General features: G+C 40.4%; 18 protein-coding genes and 2 pseudogenes. 14 read left to right on the top strand and 6 right to left on the bottom strand.

Going from position 1 to position 20106, the window contains the following annotated elements; genetic code table 11:
- Positions 1 to 79 precede the first annotated feature (79 nt).
- On the bottom strand, positions 80 to 1033 hold the full coding sequence (locus tag V7K32_RS21295) for a LysR family transcriptional regulator (RefSeq protein ID WP_334995773.1): 954 nt from the start codon (positions 1031 to 1033) through the stop codon (positions 80 to 82).
- A 103-nt stretch (positions 1034 to 1136) separates the two neighbouring features.
- On the opposite strand from V7K32_RS21295, the gene V7K32_RS21290 reads away from it, so the two are divergent.
- Together V7K32_RS21290 and V7K32_RS21285 are read left to right on the top strand one after the other, a co-directional pair.
- Positions 1137 to 2027: an aspartoacylase gene (locus V7K32_RS21290; RefSeq protein ID WP_334995822.1), complete on the top strand. Its 891-nt coding sequence runs from the start codon at positions 1137 to 1139 to the stop codon at positions 2025 to 2027.
- A gap of 260 nt (positions 2028 to 2287) precedes the next feature.
- The gene (locus V7K32_RS21285; RefSeq protein WP_334995772.1) at positions 2288 to 3019 is read left to right on the top strand and encodes a hypothetical protein; all 732 of its coding nucleotides are present in this window, start codon (positions 2288 to 2290) and stop codon (positions 3017 to 3019) included.
- A gap of 233 nt (positions 3020 to 3252) precedes the next feature.
- On the opposite strand, the gene V7K32_RS21280 is transcribed toward V7K32_RS21285, so the two are convergent.
- The gene (locus V7K32_RS21280; RefSeq protein WP_334995771.1) at positions 3253 to 4359 is read right to left on the bottom strand and encodes a peptidylprolyl isomerase; all 1107 of its coding nucleotides are present in this window, start codon (positions 4357 to 4359) and stop codon (positions 3253 to 3255) included.
- A 173-nt stretch (positions 4360 to 4532) separates the two neighbouring features.
- Here V7K32_RS21280 and efp point away from each other — a divergent pair, with 173 nt between their 5' ends.
- From efp to V7K32_RS21265, 3 genes are all read left to right on the top strand, one after another.
- Positions 4533 to 5090 (top strand): elongation factor P, encoded by a 558-nt coding sequence (efp, locus tag V7K32_RS21275; protein WP_334995770.1) that lies wholly within the window; start codon positions 4533 to 4535, stop codon positions 5088 to 5090.
- A gap of 107 nt (positions 5091 to 5197) precedes the next feature.
- Positions 5198 to 5755 carry an acetyl-CoA carboxylase biotin carboxyl carrier protein gene (gene accB, locus V7K32_RS21270; protein WP_334995769.1) on the top strand — a complete coding sequence of 186 codons (558 nt, stop codon included), beginning with the start codon at positions 5198 to 5200 and terminating at the stop codon, positions 5753 to 5755.
- A 75-nt stretch (positions 5756 to 5830) separates the two neighbouring features.
- Positions 5831 to 6178 carry an ArsR/SmtB family transcription factor gene (locus tag V7K32_RS21265; RefSeq protein ID WP_100900476.1) on the top strand — a complete coding sequence of 116 codons (348 nt, stop codon included), beginning with the start codon at positions 5831 to 5833 and terminating at the stop codon, positions 6176 to 6178.
- A gap of 78 nt (positions 6179 to 6256) precedes the next feature.
- Here the strand turns inward: V7K32_RS21265 and V7K32_RS21260 are convergent, their stop codons facing one another.
- Together V7K32_RS21260 and V7K32_RS21255 are read right to left on the bottom strand one after the other, a co-directional pair.
- Positions 6257 to 6886 carry a GerMN domain-containing protein gene (locus tag V7K32_RS21260; RefSeq protein WP_334995768.1) on the bottom strand — a complete coding sequence of 210 codons (630 nt, stop codon included), beginning with the start codon at positions 6884 to 6886 and terminating at the stop codon, positions 6257 to 6259.
- Positions 6887 to 8182: 1296 nt separating this feature from the next.
- On the bottom strand, positions 8183 to 9529 hold the full coding sequence (locus V7K32_RS21255) for an NAD(P)/FAD-dependent oxidoreductase (protein WP_334995767.1): 1347 nt from the start codon (positions 9527 to 9529) through the stop codon (positions 8183 to 8185).
- A gap of 985 nt (positions 9530 to 10514) precedes the next feature.
- Between V7K32_RS21255 and cysE the strand changes: the two are divergent.
- From cysE to V7K32_RS21215, 8 genes and pseudogenes are all read left to right on the top strand, one after another.
- Positions 10515 to 11260 (top strand): annotated as a pseudogene (gene cysE / locus V7K32_RS21250) (serine O-acetyltransferase).
- A 234-nt stretch (positions 11261 to 11494) separates the two neighbouring features.
- Positions 11495 to 11740, top strand: a complete 246-nt coding sequence (locus tag V7K32_RS21245) for an Asr1405/Asl0597 family protein (RefSeq protein WP_334995766.1) — start codon at positions 11495 to 11497, stop codon at positions 11738 to 11740.
- Between the two features lie 291 nt (positions 11741 to 12031).
- Positions 12032 to 12229: a DUF2949 domain-containing protein gene (locus V7K32_RS21240; protein WP_334995765.1), complete on the top strand. Its 198-nt coding sequence runs from the start codon at positions 12032 to 12034 to the stop codon at positions 12227 to 12229.
- A gap of 371 nt (positions 12230 to 12600) precedes the next feature.
- Positions 12601 to 13734 (top strand): homocitrate synthase, encoded by a 1134-nt coding sequence (gene nifV, locus V7K32_RS21235; RefSeq protein ID WP_334995764.1) that lies wholly within the window; start codon positions 12601 to 12603, stop codon positions 13732 to 13734.
- On the top strand, positions 13721 to 14008 hold the full coding sequence (locus V7K32_RS21230) for a nitrogen fixation protein NifZ (protein ID WP_334995763.1): 288 nt from the start codon (positions 13721 to 13723) through the stop codon (positions 14006 to 14008). Before nifV ends, V7K32_RS21230 begins: the two co-directional genes overlap by 14 nt.
- Positions 13983 to 14186 (top strand): putative nitrogen fixation protein NifT, encoded by a 204-nt coding sequence (nifT, locus tag V7K32_RS21225; RefSeq protein ID WP_292795429.1) that lies wholly within the window; start codon positions 13983 to 13985, stop codon positions 14184 to 14186. The genes V7K32_RS21230 and nifT overlap by 26 nt, the downstream gene beginning before the upstream one ends.
- Before the next feature lie 136 nt (positions 14187 to 14322).
- Positions 14323 to 14865, top strand: coding sequence for a (2Fe-2S) ferredoxin domain-containing protein (locus tag V7K32_RS21220; protein ID WP_334995762.1), 543 nt, complete (start codon positions 14323 to 14325; stop codon positions 14863 to 14865).
- A 149-nt stretch (positions 14866 to 15014) separates the two neighbouring features.
- Positions 15015 to 16163: a PD-(D/E)XK nuclease family protein gene (locus V7K32_RS21215; protein ID WP_334995761.1), complete on the top strand. Its 1149-nt coding sequence runs from the start codon at positions 15015 to 15017 to the stop codon at positions 16161 to 16163.
- Positions 16164 to 16226: 63 nt separating this feature from the next.
- Here the strand turns inward: V7K32_RS21215 and V7K32_RS21210 are convergent.
- Both V7K32_RS21210 and V7K32_RS21200 read right to left on the bottom strand, forming a co-directional pair.
- A pseudogene (locus V7K32_RS21210) lies at positions 16227 to 16304 on the bottom strand (VapC toxin family PIN domain ribonuclease); the annotation flags it as partial.
- A gap of 267 nt (positions 16305 to 16571) precedes the next feature.
- Positions 16572 to 17954 carry a 1-acyl-sn-glycerol-3-phosphate acyltransferase gene (locus tag V7K32_RS21200; RefSeq protein WP_334995760.1) on the bottom strand — a complete coding sequence of 461 codons (1383 nt, stop codon included), beginning with the start codon at positions 17952 to 17954 and terminating at the stop codon, positions 16572 to 16574.
- A 173-nt stretch (positions 17955 to 18127) separates the two neighbouring features.
- On the opposite strand from V7K32_RS21200, the gene V7K32_RS21195 reads away from it, so the two are divergent.
- The gene (locus V7K32_RS21195; RefSeq protein ID WP_334995759.1) at positions 18128 to 19942 is read left to right on the top strand and encodes a proline--tRNA ligase; all 1815 of its coding nucleotides are present in this window, start codon (positions 18128 to 18130) and stop codon (positions 19940 to 19942) included.
- Positions 19943 to 20106: the final 164 nt, after the last annotated feature.

Here is a 20106-nt window from a genome sequence, read left to right as displayed (position 1 = left end):
TAGATAGTAGTCGTCCTTCAATCATGATTACACTAAAGATTCCTCAGCGATGCTGAGTTAAAAAATATTGAAGATAAATTCATACTAAATTCCCAATCACTTCAAGGAAATTCTTCAAAATTATAGATCCATTATTACTTCGCCAAACACCAACGATTTCTAATACTGGTGATTGTCCTTGTATAGGACGATAGACTACACCACATCGTTGAAGATTTTGTACGTTTGCCGGAAGTAGTGAAATCCCCATTCCACCAGCAACTAAACTCAGAACAGTTGATATCCATGCTGCTTCTTGTCTTACTTTTGGCTGAAAACCCGCATCCACGCAAAGCCTATTAATTTGATCGCGTAAGTTATATAACAAGTTATGTGGTGGTAAGATAAATTGCTCATTTGCCAGTGCTGCAAGTGAAATGCTAGTTCGCCTTACGAAACGATGGTTTTCCGGTAAAACAATGACCAGCGATTCTCGAAGAATAGGCATAAAAGTCAAAACATCATCGTTATTGCTCTTGATATTTTGTAAATTATGCAGGTGAAAGAAACCTAAATCCAGTTGTTGGTTTCTCAACTTCTCAATTTGGTCATAGGAAGCTATTTCCTGTAACACCAATTCTACTTCTGGAAACTTCTCATGAAATGCTCGGAGGATATCGGGTAGTTTGCTGTTGGCGATAGATGTATTGATTCCTATACTTAATCCTCCTTTCTCACCACGACTTAACCGTTGACCTGATTCAATTGCTCGTTCAACCTGACTGAGAATTTTACGGGCTTCTTGCAAAAAGTCATTTCCAGCATCTGTTAATTTTAACGGGCGCTGCTTGCGATCAAATAGTTGAAATCCAATTTTTTTCTCCAGCGACTTGATTTGCCTACTCAGAAGTCCCTGATCGATTTTCAGATATGCAGCAGCGTTGGTAAATCCCTGCTTTTGGGTTACAGCGATCGCATACTTTAGGTGACGCAGTTCGATCTCATCCCAATTCGACCATTTGTGAGGGGCTAAAGATTCTTGTTTTTTCAGCATTATGACGTTTTAGCATGGAATGTTGCATAAAGAAGATGATTTTATCATGGTTTTCCAAGATATCTTCAGAGCAATACAACCACTTGCCAGCAAAGAGCCAGAAATGAAGCCCAAGAATAAACTGAATCGGGTGTTGATTGTAGGTGGAACTCACGGGAATGAGTTCACTGGAGCATACTTGATCAAAAAGTTTGAGCAATTCCCTGAACAAATTCACAGATCCAGTTTTCAAACACTGACATTGTTCGCTAACCCTCAAGCGTTTACAGCAGGAAGACGATACATCAACAAAGATTTGAATCGGTGCTTCCTGCGCCAAAATTTAGAAGATTCAACACTTTCTGGTTATGAGGATTTACTAGCTCAAGAGATTGACCATCTGTTTGGTCAAAATGGTAAAAATCCTGTTGATTTTATCTTGGATTTACATAGTACAACTGCCAACATGGGCTTGACTATCATTGTGGACAATGATAATCCCTTCAATCTGCAATTAGCTGCTTATCTCAGTTATGTTAATCCTTCAGTCAAGGTTTATAGTTCTGCAAACTCTGGTCGAGGTGATAATTCGCTGCGATCGCTCGGCAGATTTGGCATTTGTATTGAGGTTGGCTCTGTTCCTCAAGGTGTTTTAAATGCAGATTTTTTTCTGAAAACTGAAGCCATAATTCACACAGTTTTAGATTATTTTGAACTGTATAACCAGGGAAAAGTACCACTATTTTCAAATACTCTTATCTTATACAAATACATAGAAGCAATTGATTATCCGAGAAACAAAGACGGAGAAATTCAAGCCATGATTCATCCTCAGCTTCAATTTAAAGATTATGAGCCTTTAAATCCTGGCGATCCTATGTTCTTAACATTTGATGGTCAAATAATTCCCTATGAAGCTAACTCAACTACCTATCCTGTTTTTATCAATGAAGCAGCTTATTACGAGAAAGGTATTGCCATGTGTTTAACCCAAAAGCATCAAATCATAATCTAGAAAGAGGTTGAAAATATAGAAATCCGGTTTGATTTCTGAAAATATACGTAGGATGTGTTAGCGACAGCGTAACGCATCAAACCCTTGATAATAGTGCGTTACGAACTCCGTTCTAACACACTCTACAATACCTAATTTCGTTCAAAAATCAAATAGTAATCCTATAGGAATTAAGGAGTTAACACATATATCTCAATCTTCATCCCATCGGAAATGAGAGCAACTTTGACTACTGCTGAAAAATTAAGGAGAGAAGAATAATGCTAAATTTTATTTTGATAGTCATTCAGCCTATACTACAGTTTAAATCTGAATATGTTTTCTATATTCTAGGCATTTTGAGTCTTATAGTAGGAATATTTTTTTCCTCAAAACCTGTTTTTGTTCCTCCGATGGAAAGTTTAAGAATCAAAGGTTCTGATGCTCATGATGTCGCAGTTCACTTGGCCTTTTTTATAGGATTTTTTTGTATATCACTCGCTGTTACGCTAAAGATTTTTAACATTTTGGGTGATCGATCTTTATTTATATGGTTATGTATTGGTGTTTTCTTTATTTCACTAATAATTTTGTTTGTGTTCATAGTCATTTTAAGTATAATTAATCAACGCAATTCTTTGCGACCAATATATTGTGAGAGATGTCAGCAAAAACTCAGGCTGATAAATAATTCATTAATTGATTTCTTAGATGAAAAAGAGATCATTGCCATGCGAATTAAAAGTATTTGTTTTGAAGCATGGTATTGTCAAAGCTGTTCTAGTAAAATTGAGCGTAATTCTATCCACTTACGTGCCTATGTAAGTTTATCGGATAATTTCAAACTGTGTCAGGATTGTAACGAATTAACTATGACTAAAACTTCTAAGATTGTAAGAAAGGCTACAACTAAAGAAGAAGGAATAAAATCAATTGTTTACACCTGTAACTGTTGTCATAAAAAGGAAGAGAAAATTGAAAAAATTCCTATTATTCAGCAATCAGACATGTAGTTTATTATACTTTATAGCAACTTACATCAGTATTTACTGAATATTGAGCCAGCTTTATGGTTGTTTGTCAATGTTGAGGGTGTGATAAGCTGAAAAACATTTAAATTGCATAATCAAATTAAATCAAACTCTTGTGGGGTGGGCATCTTGCCCGCCCTAATTATACAAATTAAATGTGGAACAGCTTATCAATATATTTTAGATTTTGGATTCAATCCAAAATCTAAAATATATTATGCAGCTTGCGCCTCAACCAGATTTTCTATTCCCTGAACCACGGTTGCCGATTCTATTTTGTCACCCGCCTTCAGTTGATCTAAAACTTCTTTGCCTTCGGTGAGATAGCCAAACACGGCATAGCGACCATCTAATAGGTTGCGTCCGGCGGGGGTGAGTTCTGGTTCAAACAAAAAGAAGAAAAATTGTGATGAACCGCCATTTACTTCACTTTCGGGACGAGCCATCACCACTGCACCAAAAGCAGAAAAAGGTAGAACTGGCATATCAACGTAACGACCAGCTTCTTCTAGGGTAATGCCATAAGTAGGTGCTTTATCGCCTTGAACTAAGACTTCTAAGGGAATAGCGCGATATTTGCCCGTTGTTGGGTCAATAAAACCCACCTCTTTGCCTGCTGGATCTCCAGTTTGCAGAAAGTAAGATTCTTCAGAACGGGTAAATTCTAAGCCATTATAAAAACCCCTCTGTACCAAATCTACAAAATTACCAGCAGTGATAGGGGCGCTATAACCATCTACTACAAGGGTCAAATCGCCTTTGTTGGTTTTGATTTCTACAGTGGCATGACCTTTAAGTTGTGGCAGGTTGCTGTACTCACTAGGTACTTCAAAGGGGAATTCTTTCACCATTGACTCTTCTAGCCCAGTAATGAGATTTAGCAGTTTACCTCTCTCTTGGAGAATTTGTTCTTTATCTTTACTCTTCGCCAATTCTTCTAATTTACCCACCCCAGATTTTAACTCGGTAATCCAAGCTTCGGCTTGGGGTTGGCGTTCTGCGGGAACGCTTGTTAAGATTTGGGAGGGTTTATCAAGAATACGGGATGCTTTGCTGATGTCGTTGGAAATAGCACCCCACCGCCGATTAGCCCGCAGTTGGGCAGAGATGTCCTCTAAACTGGCTTGTAATTGCCGTACAGGTTTGTTATCTATCGGGAGTGCATACCGCAACAAAGCCTTACCGTCGGTAATTGCATTGCCAGATGGCAGTGCGGCGCTACTGGAGGGAGTCCACCCAACTGTAGTTATGCCTAAAAATATTGTTACCAGCAGTATTGCCATTAGGCTGTTCTTCAGCCAGGATTTTAATAAGTTAAGCATGGGATAACTCAAATGCAGCATTAGATTGTTGACTGGACGTAACCCATCAATAATCTTCCCACGTTAAGGGCGGAGGATAAATGACAAATGACTAATGACTAATGACAAATGCCCAATGACGACCCTAGAAGGGTACAATAAATGCCGATTGTCTTCCAAAATTTGAAAGTTTCATGATCTCCAGTAACGACTTTCGACCCGGTGTTTCAATTGTATTAGATGGGTCTGTATGGCGGGTGCTAGAATTCCTGCACGTCAAGCCAGGTAAAGGTTCCGCCTTTGTCAGAACTAAGTTAAAAAATGTCCAGAGTGGCAGCGTGATGGAAAAAACGTTTCGAGCCGGGGAAACGTTGCCGCAAGCCACTCTAGAAAAAAGTACGATGCAGCATACCTATAAAGAGGGCGATGAGTACGTCTTTATGGATATGGAAACCTACGAAGAAGGCAGATTGACCCGCGCACAAATTGGCGATCGCGTCAAATACCTCAAAGAAGGTATGGAAGCTGAAGTGATTAAGTGGGGCGAGCAGGTGCTAGGAGTAGAATTGCCTAAATCTGTGGTTCTGGAAATTGTCCAAACAGATCCAGGTTTAAAAGGTGACACTGCGACCGGTGGCTCAAAACCAGCAACACTAGAAACTGGTGCAGTTGTGATGGTTCCTTTGTTTATTTCTCAAGGAGAACGCATCAAAGTTGATACTCAGGAAGATAAATATATTAGCAGGGAATAACTTTCATCTCTACAAAGATGCAAGTCCCGATTTAAATCCCTACATGGGATTAAATCCCTGCCACACTTAAGATGCTCATTTACGGATAGGTCGAGGTAATAAAAACTGTGCCATTGGACTTTAATGAAATCCGCCAACTACTAGCAACTATCGCCCAAACAGATATTGCAGAAGTGACGCTCAAAAGCGATGATTTTGAACTAACAGTCCGTAAGGCTGCCAGCGTCAGCAATCAGATGTTGTCGGTAGGTCAAGGGACTTTAGGCGGTGTGGTAGGTTCGGGCTTGACATCGGGTTCATCTGGGGGAAACCAGCTGAACACAAGTCAGGGAACGGAGGTGTCCACATCTCGCGTGTTTGAGAATACTAGTACTAGCACACAATTGCAGTTGTCAGTAAGTCCTCCCTCAATTATTGACCAGAGATTAGTAGAAGTGCCTTCCCCAATGGTAGGAACGTTTTATCGCGCTCCGGCACCTGGGGAAACGGCATTTGTGGAAGTGGGCGATCGCATCCGCAAGGGTCAAACTGTCTGTATCATTGAGGCCATGAAGCTGATGAATGAAATCGAAGCCGAAGTCTCTGGACAGGTGATGGAAATTCTTCTCCAAAATGGCGACGCTGTAGAATATGGTCAACCTTTGATGCGAATTAACCCTGATTAAGTATTAATCTATATATGAAATGAGTCATCCCAAATGAGTCATCGTTAAAACTTCAGTCCTTGCGGGTTAATCCTGATGAAACAAACGTTGCCTTTACCGCCAGAAGTGGTGCAACAAGTAGCTGAATACTTCAGTCTGTTAAGTGAGCCGATGCGCCTGCGGCTGCTCCACTTATTACGGGATGAAGAAAAATGCGTGCAAGAGTTGGTAGAGGCAACACAGACTTCTCAGGCAAATGTGTCAAAACACCTGAAGGTAATGTGGCAAGCAGGTATCCTTAGCCGACGCAGTGAAGGAACTTGCGCCTATTACCGGGTGGAAGATGAAATGATTTTTGATTTGTGTAATCGGGTTTGCGATCGCCTTGCCACAAGGTTAGAACAGCAAGCTCGTAACTTTCGTGTGTTAAATAGCAAACGGTAATTCTAAGAGAGTTATGAGTTATGAGTTATGAGTTATGAATTAAAACTCCTCACTCCTAACTTCTAACTCCTAACTTTTTTAAAGCGAATAATTTTTCTGAAAGCTTTCACGAGTTAGTGGCTGTTGTAACTCTAAACCTTCACCGCCTAAAACATCCAACGGTTTGCCGTTCACGTCAATGTACACTTTGGCTTTGGGATTTAAAGTTGTCGCAGTGTAAACAACTTGTCCGACTCGACCCATCATTGATGTGCTTCCACCACCACTGGTAAAATCTTCAGATAAATTAACGTGAACCTCATCATTTTCTGTCTTCAGCCCCAAAAGTTTGGTTCCTTTGGGGATAGTTGTAGAATCTGTCGTCCCTTCTGTTGGGCCTGCTAACAAACTTTGGAAAGCTGCTTCTAATGGCTGGTTCGGGCGTATAGAAGCGACTCTAACAGGCTGGGGGACTAAAGTAACATTTTTGTCTGTTGGTCTGAGCCAATAAACGTTAGGGCTTTGCTCATTAGCTGGCTGCTTAGTTGATGGCTGCTTAGTTGATGGCTGTGGTGGTTGAGCGATGCGCCCAGAGGGGTTTACTGGTGTGGGAGTATTGCTGGAGTGTGTAGTCAACCAAGCCACACCGCCACCCACCGCTACAACCACTGCTGACACGGCTGCAATTGCGCCTGAAGAAATACGATTAGATCCTTGTTGGCCTTTCATGTTCAAAACCTTCCTGACTGAGGGCTGATATGGTAATTATGTGAGGAGCAGCCTGGTTAAGGACGATACTTATAACTGAAGAGTTTCCCGCTACCTGGAGGAGACGATTATTTTTAATTCTGCAAGTCCCTGATTTAATTTTAGAATTTCTATTTCTAATCTGTCACCTGCCAAATTATGTAAATCTCATTCTTTTTGGAGATGATTGATTAACCTATCCCACTAATACAAGAATGTGGTAATCTACTTCTGACCGAATTTTAGATTTTAAATTTTGGATAATCGAATTGAAGATTCAAAATCCAAAATTTAAAAAGGGTTACAAGCCCCCGAATTTAAACGCGCAAACAAATCTAAAATCTAAAATATAGGGACTTCCAAATAAAAAAATACTCAACTACTTCTTGTGGGGTGGGCAACATGAGCGCCCATATACAAAGGCGGGCAAGATGCCCACCCCACAAGATTGGGTAATTTATTTGTTGGAAGTCCCCTAAAATTAAATGACTTGCCCCTGACTTGATTGCTGGGGTCAATCTAAAATCCAAAATTGTTTGACTGAAGTTGGGTATATCATATCGTGTCTCGTTAAAGACTTATCATTAAGACCGTAGTTCTTGCTGAGGGAAAGAGAGTTTTCCGTTACACAGATGTGCTAACTGTAACTAATTAGTCAGACTACCACTGGCAAGCGTTTTGCCATCTGGGCTATATTTGGTTTTGTTGATTTCTAGCCAGTTGCAGAGCGGGAACTGAACTCTGTTGAGTGCTGTATCAATTATGTAGAGCTATTCTACAGCACTCATTTGACAACTGGCATAGCTGGGACATGAGAAGCGGGAAGTTTTGCCCTATCCCTCGTACAACTTCTTCACTGTCCCATTGTGTTGATATCTCTATTGAAACTGCAACTCGAAGTCATGAGATGCCAAATTGCCAAAATTGCTTAGAGAGGGAAGCTAGATACAGACAGGATAAGGAGAGGGAAGCTAAATAATTGATGAAGTTTTGCATTTTATTTTAGGACTTACGCTTTCAAGGCACTGAAAGCCTTGATTTCTCGTAGGGGCAATTCATGAATTGCCCCTACATTTCGTACTTGATGCGTAAGTCCTATATTTAATCCACGTTCCTTAGTTACATTCGCAATGACATACCGTAAATGATTGACCGGACATGATATTATCCCCATATTATTTTGCTGGAACAGCTAATCTTCGCCCAAGATTTGCCACTAGACGGCGCTCATCACTCCAATAGCCCGTTGTACCATCATTGACTATATGATACCTAAAGTTACAGAGGTGTCACAGAAGGCTGTTGCACGCTATTGTTAACAGTTTTTGGTTCTACATTAGCTTCTCGACCTGTAATCAATCTAGAGCGACGATTACGAGTGATATAATTCCATGCCCACTGAAATACTACTAGTAATTTAGTGTCAAACTCGATTAAGAAGTAGATGTGAACTAATAGCCAAAATGCCCAAGCAAGGAAACCTGTGAGTTTGAGGAAGCCTAAATCTACAACAGCTAAATTTTGCCCAATCATCGCCAAACTGCCCACATCGTTGTAATGAAATTGTGGCAAAGTCTTACCTTTAAGCCGTCGTTGAATTAGTTTACCTACATACTCTCCTTGTTGTTTAGCTACGGGTGCAACACCAGGTAAGACTTTACTATCTTGGTGGGAGAAGTTAGCTAAATCTCCAATTACGAAAATGTTGTCATAACCCTCGATAGACAAGTCAGGTTCTACAATTACACGCCCAGAGTAATCGCACTCTACACCTGTACTTTCTGCTAGGACTTTCCCCATTGGAGAACCTTGGACACCTGCTGCCCACAATATAGTTTTTGAGGCAATTTCTGTAAATTCATTGCCTTGTTTGAAAGTAACTATATCACCTTCAATATTTGTCACCCTGGTGTGAGTGTGGAGTTCCACACCCAACTTTTGCAAAGATACTGCTGCTGATGCCGATAACTCTGGTGCAATGTGTGGGAGGATGCGAGGGCCACCTTGTAATAGTAAAATTTTCGTTTCTGAAGTATCGATGCTGCGGAAATCTTCTTTGAGAGTTTTGTATGCTAATTCTGCGATCGCACCTGCTAATTCTACACCAGTCGGGCCACCCCCCACAATCACAAAATTCAACCAAGCACGGCGAATTTCTGGATCAGTTTCTTTTTCTGCTGCTTCAAATGCGCCAAATATCCGCCGACGCATTTCTATCGCATCTTCCACAGTTTTCAAACCAGGAGCAACTTTTTCCCAATGATCTTTACCGAAATAGGAATGGTTCGCACCTGTGGCGACAATTAATGTATCATACGGTACTACTTTATCACCCAAAATAACTTGTTGCGCTTTTGGATCGATATCATTTACTTCTCCCAACAACACCTTTGTATTCTTGCTTTTGCTAAATACAGATCGCAATGGTGCGGAAATATCAGAAGGTGATAGCGTACCTGTGGCAACTTGATATAAAAGCGGCTGAAATAGATGAAAGTTACGTTTGTCAATGAGAGTAACATTTACATTCGCTGCATTCAGACCCTTTGCTGCATACAGTCCACCAAAACCACCACCAATGATAACAACCTGATGTGGTGCATTATTTTCAAGTGAGACTGGCATAAGAAATATTCCCTTGTGTTAAGAACTTGTAACTATTCTTAACAAAGATGTAACAGCATTATGATGGAGGTTGCTGTTTATTTAGAACAATTGAAAAAATTACGAAAGTAGTCAAGGTTATACCATTTTGAATTTTAGATTTTAGATTTTGGATTCAAAACCGCTTACTGTATCTGGGTTTTCTCTGTCCATCTGTCGCAATCATTTTTCAAATTGGTATTAGTGATGAGTCATTATCAAGAGAGAAAAGTTTAGTAATTATCAATTCGGCAAGTAGGTATATTTGCACTCATTGAAATGCTTTCTTTCAACACATCTATATAATAAGATATTCACTATGAGCGATAACTATATTTTCAAACGTATATATACATACAGACAGCAAATCCTAAAATAAAATAAAGAAACCTGTGTTTCGCCTAATCAAATAATAGGATACTAATAGTAGTAGGATATACAGAAAATCGATTTGTAGCCTCATCAAACTGGGAGCATTACAATGAGTGCTTAAATCTTTTCCCTCACCCCCAGCCCCTCTCCCGTCATCTGGGAGAGGGGAGACATAATTCTAGTTACCCGAATCCCATCAGACGGGATTCGGGGTTAGGGGATGAGGGCTATCAAGGTTTTTGCACCTAACGGGATGCTCCCATAAAACTCATATTTGAGTGCATCTGAGTACAGCTTAATATATTGCAAAATATCTAGATGTAATCTTTGTAAAGGCTTACAGATAAAGTTTATTATAGCGAGCAAATAAATTCTTAAACCTTGCCCCAAAAATACTAGTACCCCCATCGTTAAATACTAGCACCCGTACCCCAAGATAAATTTTAAGTTTATCTTGAGTGGGGGTTTGGGCTTTTGAGTACAACCTTAATCAATCCAATAAATCCAATCAGCATTGAGTTTTCTATCGAGTTGGAAGTCACGTGATATAAGCATAAAAATAGCAGATGACTTTTTTACCAGATAGACATTACCGATGCAACAGTCTTTAGACAGTATTAGCGATGTCTACGACAGACTACCAAAACGCAGGATTCTGCACATACATCCATGCTGAAAAATCTCCACTCTGGCGTTTTTTTTGAGCCACTATTGAGTGATTTTCGCATTATTTTTGAGCGTGACCCAGCAGCACGTAATTGGCTAGAAGTGGTGTTTTGTTACCCTGGATTGCACGCGCTATGTTTGCATCGTCTTGCTCACTGGTTACATTGTCGAGGAGTCGGTTTTATCCCCCGCTTAATTTCTCATTTGGGGCGATTTTTGACGGGAATTGAAATTCACCCAGGTGCAGAGATTGGCCAGGGCGTGTTTATCGACCACGGAATGGGTGTTGTGATTGGCGAAACTGCGATTGTGGGCGACTATACACTGATTTACCAAGAGGTCACCCTTGGCGGAACTGGTAAAGAAACTGGTAAGCGTCATCCCACAGTGGGTAAAAATGCAGTGATTGGGGCGGGTGCGAAAGTTTTAGGTAATCTGCAAATTGGCGATCGCGTCCGTATTGGTGCGGGTTCCATCGTCTTGCAAAATGTCCCTAGCGATCGCACAGTCGTAGGAGTTCCCGGCCGAATTATTTCCCAAAATCAAAACGCTAGTCTTTCTCCTTTAGAACATGGAAAGCTACCCGATGTGGAAGCAACCGTGATTCGTTCTTTGCTCTGGCGCATTGAAGAACTGGAAAAACAACTGCAAACTTTAAAAGTCAAGAGTCATTAGTCATTGGTCATTAGCAAAAGACTAGGACTTACGCACAGATAACGGAAAATCGAACCTTATTAGACACAGAGAACACGGAGAAATAAGAGTTTGAGAGGTATTTTGCGTAAGTCCTGAAGACAAATGACAAAGTACAAAGGACAACTGACAAAGCGCAAAGTCTGAGCGGAGGTTTCCTCTGTTGGCACAGCCCGTCGTAGGCATCAGAAGTTTGTAAGACAGGATAAAGGACAAATGACAAATCACACTTTAGGCGATCAAGTTTTGCAGATTCCTTTGAGCGATCGCTGGCGAATCTACCACCGTTTGCAAGAGTTAAAAATTAAGAGTTCCTGTCCCCCCGATGGTTCTTTACGAGTGCAAGTGAACAATTTGCTAGAAGCGATATTGATTCGCAGTACAGTTATGCAATTTCTTGCTTCTCGTCAAGAATTATTAGAGTGGCTAGAGCGTTGCTGGCATTACAGTGATGAGTTTTGAGTACAAATGAAAAGTTTTTCATACCCCACTCCCCACTCCCCACTTTTTACTCCCCTCTTTGTTATAGATGCACAAAGCTCAAATAGCTTTAGAAGTTGAAGCTACTGTACGCTAACTTAATTTGTTGCAGACTGAGGGAGATTAACCGAGTTTTAGATTTTATCCAGTCTGCTAAATCTGAAATTATCCTGACATCTAGCGACAATTACCAAGGTGAAGTTAGCAAACAAGACTGGAGAATTCTGATTTTTAATTTTTTTCCCAATTAAGAAATTCAAAGTTCAATTAATTATGGCGACTCGTAACAGAGATATAAAACTTCTGAATTTTTTGCACAACGAACTTGAACTTTCAAATGCTGATATTGCTGTAGCTCTGCGACACCGTGAATTACAAAATGGGCCACTACCGATGCTTCTGTGGCAGTATGGTTTCGTTGACTTGGAGCAGCTAGGAAAGATTTTTGACTGGCTAGCAGAACAAAGTTAGCTCATTTAAACCCTTTAGCTTTGAGTACCATTACCTGCTGAAATTACACACCAATGCTCTAGAAAATCTGAGGTCACGAAGATGATTATATCCTTAATTGCTGGATTATGTGTTTTACTTTGTTCAGGATTTGCTAATAGCTATATCAGTTCATTGCTAATCGAAGAAATTTCAACTGACATCGGTAAAAACGATTAGTAAATTATACATGGTTTTAGTTCCCTGCCATACAGATGTGATGCTGATAATCGGTTAATAATAAAGGATCATGTATCCTACATTATGAATTGTGATATTTTTAGCATTTACCATCGCTGGGAATTGTAGAGAGAAAGGTTATTAAGAATACTTCCAAGAGAGGGATATTTGCAATGAATCAAATCATAATTAATGACACTACATTACGTGATGGCGAACAAGCAGCAGGTGTTGCATTCACCCTAGAAGAAAAAGTTGCGATCGCTAAGTTTCTCGATGCTATTGGTATCCCAGAATTAGAAGTTGGTATACCGGCAATGGGTGACGAAGAAACACGAGCGATCGCCGCAATTTCTGACTTGGGTTTACAAGCAAAACTCCTGGGCTGGAACCGCGCTGTCATCTCAGATATTAAGGCTTCTATCGCTTGCGGACTGAACCGGGTGCATATTGCCATTCCCGTCTCTGGTATCCAAATCGCCGCCAAATTCCACGGACAATGGCGAGTAAGTTTGCAAAAACTCAAAGACTGTATCAGCTTCGCCGTCGATCAAGGTCTTTGGGTAGCAGTCGGCGGAGAAGATTCTTCTAGAGCGGATGAAAATTTCCTCTTAGATGTAGCGCTTTATGCCCAAGAATGGGGTGCATCCCGGTTCCGCTTCTGCGACACCGTAGGAGTTCTCGATCCTTTCAGCACCTACACCAAGGTAAAACGGCTGGTTTCAGCTTTGATGATTCCCCTAGAAATCCATACCCACAATGATTTTGGTCTGGCAACTGCCAACGCCCTTGCGGGTATCAAAGCCGGAGCTTTATCAGTGAATACCACAGTCAACGGATTAGGTGAAAGGGCGGGAAATGCCGCTTTAGAAGAAGTTGTCATGGCGATCAAACGCATCTACGGCGTTGATTTGGGCATCAACACTCCCAGTTTGTTGGAACTGTCTCAACTAGTTGCAGCCGCATCAGGTGCTAGTGTACCACCCTGGAAAGCGATCGTTGGCGAAAATACCTTTGCTCACGAATCTGGCATCCATGCTCACGGAGTAATGCAAAACCCCATCACCTACGAACCATTTGCTCCCGAAGAAGTGGGTTGGGAACGGCGTTTAGTATTAGGTAAACATTCTGGACGGCATTTGGTTTCAAACTTGCTAGAACAGCACGGAATTTTCTTGAACTCCCAAGAAACTCAATCTGTTTTAGATGCAGTGCGCCATCAATCGGTACAGAAAAAACGCAGTTTGACGACAGAAGAACTATTAAATTTGGTCAGAGAACAGAGGTACTCTCATGCAACGCGATGAATTAGAACTAAACTTGCCACCTGCTTTTGAAATTGGTGAAAAAGTCAGAGTTCGGAAACTGCTAAAAAACGATGGTACTTTTCCTGGTAAGGAAGTCGGCCAAGTTTTAGTGAACAAAGGAGATATCGGCTACATAGCCAGTATAGGGACATATTTGCAGAGTTCCTATATCTATGCTGTGCATTTCTTAGAAACAGGGTTCGTCGTCGGCTGTAAGAAAAAAGAACTAGAATCTGTTGAGGAATCTCATGAAAGTAATGCTAAGGATGAATGACGCCGGCACTTTAGTAGTTTATGTTGCTAAAAAAGACCTGGAAGAAGAAGTTGTCAAACAAACCGATGGAAATGATGGCAAGATTCTCACCTTAGCAAATGGTTGGGAATTAGAATTTAGTAATTTGCCTGACACTGCAAATTTACCCCAAACTGTAGAAGCTAAACGCCTCGCGTAAAAATAGTTAGGAGTTAAAAGTTAAGAGTTATGAGTTGTAAGTTATGAGTTATGAATTTTAACTCATAACTCCTCATTCTTAACTTCTCACTCCTAACTCCTAACTTCTCACTCCCCACTCCTAACTTTTATCAACCATGAGTGACAAATATTTGACGTTATCAGAATTGAACCTTGAGGGAAAGTTACTAGGTTTTGTTGGTGGTGAATCAGGAAAATATAAATATTTGCAACTGTCAATTCCATCTGGAAATGTGGAAATTAAACTATCTAAAGATTTGCGCCGTTCTCTAAGTTCGTCCTTAGTTCCTGGTCAGCAAATTCGTGTTTGTGGCTATAGTAAGTTAGACTCACGCACAAGTGAAATTAAAATTAAAGCTTATCAGGTGACACCAGTTGATGGGTGTCAAAATCAAGGTCTATCGCCTCAAACAAAACCCAGGATTATGGTATGTCAAAAGGGCGGTTGTCTGAAACGTGGTGGTAAAGGGTTATTATCAGAATTAGAAAAAACTTTGTGCGATCGCGGTTTGCTGGACAAAGTTACTATTGAACATACCAGTTGTCAAAAATGCTGTGGTAGCGCTCCCAACTGTGTTTTACAGCTTGGTAAAAAGAAATACAAGAATATTCATCCTGAAGCGATCGCATCTTTGCTAGAAAGTCACTTAACAGAGTAATAATCTCTTAAAATAATACGTAACTTTGTAGGGGTAAAAATTTTACCCCTATTTGTTGTAAGTATCGTATAGTAATCTTGTCAAACTGCGATCGGCTAAGTTATAACTGCTGCAACCCTAGTAATATCGAATACAAACATAACTTATAAATGTCTTTGTTTACCAATCTACTAAATCTGCATTCAGGAAACAAACCGCGTGAAGATTTTTTTACTGAAATTATTGCTTATTTTTTATCCCTGAATAATGATATTTTGCTTGATTGGCTAAAACATCACTCAATCATTAGTGATGAGAATTATTCCAGCATCAAGATTTCAACCCAACAAGAACACAAACGACTTGAAACCCATACTGAAGATAGTAGATTGGACATTGTAGTTGAACTGTCAGATGGTTTAAATACAGATGTAATATTTATGGAATCAAAAATTGGCTCTACAGAAGGATGGCGACAATTAGAAAAATATGCTGAGATTCTGAGTAAATTAAAAAATGTTAGACATCGAATTTTGATTTATATCACCCGTGATTATGATCCAAAAGACGAAATCAAAACTCCAGGATCTAATTTAGAGCCAAAGATAAGTTTTTATCAATTGAGGTGGCATCAATTTTATGCCCGCTTACAACAACACGCGACTGATATCTTAGCCCAAGAAATATTAATTTTCATGAAGAGAAATGGAATGTCTACCACAAATCAATTTTCATCAGTTGACTTATTGACAATGGTTAATTTTAACAAAACTCTCATTTTGATGCAATCAACCCTGAGTGATGAAGTGAAGGAGGAATTCAAGTTAGCTTTTGGAAGGGTCGCAGAAAAGACAGCAAGTATGACCCAATGGACATGGGGTAGTAGATATATTATCTACACTCATTTTTCTGGCTGGAATTTGTGGTGTGGTCTTGGATATTTTAATTTAAATCCAGATAGTTTAACGGAATATCCATATCTAGGTATATGTTTAGAGGTTTCTCCTACTTTTGTAGAACGCCCAAAAATTATTAAATCTATGCAGAATGTAGTTAACGAGAAGCCTGATATATGGACTTCAAAGAATTTAACTGTTACACCAGCTTGGTCAAGTATATTTTATAGAAAAAATCTACAAGAACTTTTATCTGAAAAAGACCAGTTATCTGCTACTAAATTCTTTTTCAAAGACTCAATAAAGGAATTGAAAATGATCCAGGAAAAATATTTTCACTTTCCCTGGAGGGGTGTAGCTATAGAAGAAGCTACACAAGAAGATAAAGAAGACCTCGAAACCTTACCATCCTCTACCACATAACTTTAATTAGTTATCGCTATATTGAGTAATTGTTGTAGTAAACAGACTCATTAACGATTGTTAAGCAGCCCAACTACGAACTATTTCAGACTTTTTTGGCTTCATTAATTCTGATAAAACGTTTGTATCAAGAATAATCATTCTTCAAATGTTGATACGGTGCGAATAGGTTCTCTAGGAATTTATGGTAATTCAAAGTCCCCCAAATTCGCAAAACGTTCCTCAAGTATATTAGCTAAGTTTAAGGGATGGTCGTGATTTTCTGTTAGAGCCAGACAAAGAATTTCTCTAGCTTCTTCTTCGAGGGAACGACCATGTTTTTCGGCTCATTTCTGTAGACGATATTTGATGTCATCATCAAGATTAGATATAGTAATATTGTTCATAATTAATTCCTCATCTTATTTTTCAAATCAATCCTTCCAAGACGTGTTGTAAATCATTTGTGACATCAGCAACAGCTTGTTTAGCAGCCAAACGGTTTTCTTTATATGCCGGGTAATGCTCAGAAATAGATATGGGTTCACCCACAGTAATTTTGACTTTTTGCTTACCCAATTGTGGACGCTGTAAACCTTTATCGCTTTTAATTTTAGCAATCATTTGCCATAAAATTAAACTTGTCTCAGCAAACCTTTCTCCTGTGGGATTTTCCCGAATATAATTACCAGAAACCGCCACAAAACTTTCTACTAAACGCATATGCCACATCCGCGCATTCGCTTCTTCGGCAACGCGATCGCCTAAAGCTTTCTCTACAGCAGATATTCCTTTTGCATCCTTAAAATCTTCTCTAAATATATAATTCCACCCAGCTTGTTCTACTCGCCGACATCGGTCACTTAAAGTGCCTTTTGAGTGCAAATCAAAATACTGTTCTGATATTAGTAACGCCGCATTTAATAAAGCTTGTAAACGAACTGCTAGCGCTTCATTTCTATCTTCAATTTCTCCTATTACTGTTTTCATATCTGGCAGCTTTAGATGATAAAAGCGCGTGTAAAATTTTTCCATCAACGAAAGTAAATGTTCTGCCAAAGTTAATAACCGGGGATAAAGCGACTCTATAGAAGCATTTTCTGGTGGATGCACAGGTAAACCACTAGCCGCTTCTAATTCACTTAAAAGATTAGCGATCGCATCCCAAGGAGCATCAACGTAACTATATTTAATCCCAACTGGTACAATTAGAACCTGTTGGTCGCGTCCAGCTTTGTGCAAATCTTCAGCACACCAAAAGCCTAATTGGGCAATACCGGGTTCTAGGGGGCTAATATTCTCCGATAAACCATTCGTTGCACCCTCTGGCGCCGCCGCCATCGGGAATTTCCCATTGGCAAACAACTCACGCGCCGAACGTAACCCCGTCCAGTCAGCCTTACCTCGCTGAATCGGAGTCCCACCTAAACGAGAAGCAATCCAGCCGACGTAGGAACCTGCCCATAGAGGAATGCCGCGATCGTAGATAAAATGAGCGTGAATCGGAAATTGTAGCGCTGTACCCTGCGATCGTGCTACCTTTGGCACGAGTTGAGACAAGAAGTAGGTCAAACAAAACGGATCGTCTGTTTTAGGGTGGCGAAATGCCAGCATAAAACGGATCTTATCTTCCTGAAACTGGCGATAGAGATCCACCAAAACCTCTACGTTGTCTGCTTCAATTTGGGTAATAGGTGTTTGCCAGTTTATCCAACTGGGTAGCAACAGATGGACAACTCGTAGAACTAAGGGGTTAAACGCCGGAGGAATAAATTCTAAGGGTGGTTGTGCTTGATAAATTACATCTGCCAAGGTAGTTTTCTCCTAAAGGGGATGGGGGATGAGGGGGATGAGGGGGAATAACCAATGCCTTATGCTTTCAAGTAAAAATGAAAAAAAATAACACTGTGTACTTTGTACTTCATCCTTAATACTTCATACTTTAGTTGACATAGAAATTAGTGATCAAAGAAAGGCTATAAACGATGCGACTGTCACAAATGTTATTCGTTACACTCCGGGATGATCCAGCTGATGCTGAGATTCCTAGCCATAAATTGTTACTCCGTGCAGGTTACATTCGTCGCATCGGTAGTGGGATCTATGCTTATCTACCTTTGATGTGGCGGGTATTACAAAAAGTTTCCCAGATTGTGCGGGAAGAAATGAACGCTACAGGCGCACAAGAATGTCTCCTACCACAATTACAACCGGCTGATTTATGGAAGGAATCGGGACGCTGGGACACTTACACCAAAGCTGAGGGGATCATGTTTTCCCTAATTGACCGCCGTGAGCAACAATTAGGATTAGGCCCAACTCATGAAGAAATAATCACAGCGATCGCTCGTGATATGATTCGCTCTTATCGTCAGCTACCGCTACATCTCTACCAAATTCAAACCAAATTCCGCGACGAAATTCGTCCCCGCTTTGGTTTAATGCGCGGACGGGAGTTTATCATGAAAGACGGCTACTCCTTCCATACCGATGAAGCCAGCCTCAAAGAAACTTACCAGGATATGTATAAAGCGTACAGTAATATTCTGCGGCGTTCTGGTTTAGCTTTTCGGGCAGTAGAAGCTGATTCTGGTGCAATTGGTGGTTCTGGTTCCACAGAATTTATGATTTTGGCAGAAGCTGGTGAAGACGAAGTTCTCTACACTGAGGATGGTAAATACGCCGCTAACGTAGAAAAGGCTGTTTCTTTACCAATTGACGCCGAAACCTCACGGTTTACAACCTACGATAAACGGGATACACCTGGAACAGAGACGATTGAAAAGGTTTGTCAACTCCTCAACTGTTCTCCGACTCAATTAGTGAAAAATGTCCTTTATCAGACAGTTTATGATAATGGTGTAACGCTGTTAGTTCTGGTGAACATCCGAGGCGATCAGGAAGTTAATGAGGTCAAGTTACAAAATGAATTGACTAAATTAGCTTCTGAATATGGCGCTAAAACTATTATTAGTTTGAATGTACCAAATGTAGAAGCCCAGCAAACATGGACAGCCAAATCTCTACCTTTAGGCTACATTGCGCCAGATATCGGAGATGAGTATATTACTGCCAATAAACAGATTCATCCCAAGTTTTTGCGCTTGGTGGATCAAACAGCCGTTGATTTAAAAAACTTTGTTACAGGTGCGAATGAAGCTGGTTATCACGTAGTTGGTGCTAATTGGGGTGAGCAATTTAAGTTACCAGAACGAGTAGTAGATATACGAAAGGCAAGACCAGGCGATCGCGCCATTCATAACCCAGAACAAACTCTCTTCAGCGCCCGGGGAATTGAAGCAGGTCACATCTTCCAATTAGGCACTAAATATTCTCAAGCGATGGAAGCAAATTATACCAATGAACAGGGTGAAGAAAAGCCGCTATTTATGGGTTGTTTTGGTGTAGGCGTGTCGCGGTTAGCACAAGCTGCCGTAGAGCAATCTTACGATAAAGATGGGATTATTTGGCCAGTTGCGATCGCACCTTATCACGCGATCGTCACAATTCCCAACATAAAGGATGCTCAACAAGTCGAAATCGCCCAAAAACTTTACACAGAACTCAATTCCAGGGGAATTGAAACCTTATTAGATGACCGCGACGAACGCGCGGGAGTAAAATTTAAAGATGCTGATTTGATTGGTATACCTTACAGAATTGTAACCGGACGTGCGATCGCAAATGGCAAAGTCGAAGTTGTAGAAAGAGCAACCCGCAACTCTCAAGAAATAGTCATTGAGGAAGTTACAACTACACTTCATAAGTGGATTACCGCCGCGATTCAGGTAAAAAATTAAACGCTAAAATTACGCTGAGGATTGAAGAATAATTCAGAAGCAAAGCCGGAGACGTTTTTGTTAACTCCGGTCAGAATCAATAGACCTCTTGCATAAATCAAACAATTTGAACCCCTCCCCGCCAAAGCATCGGGGAGGGGTATTAAACCGATAAGTCTTTAACC

The sequence above is a fragment of the Nostoc sp. genome (genome assembly GCF_036917635.1).
In the GTDB taxonomy this organism is placed as follows: Bacteria; Cyanobacteriota; Cyanobacteriia; order Cyanobacteriales; family Nostocaceae; genus Nostoc.
The sequence above is the reverse complement of the archived record's forward strand: the minus strand, read 5'-3'. Positions and strand labels throughout refer to the sequence as shown.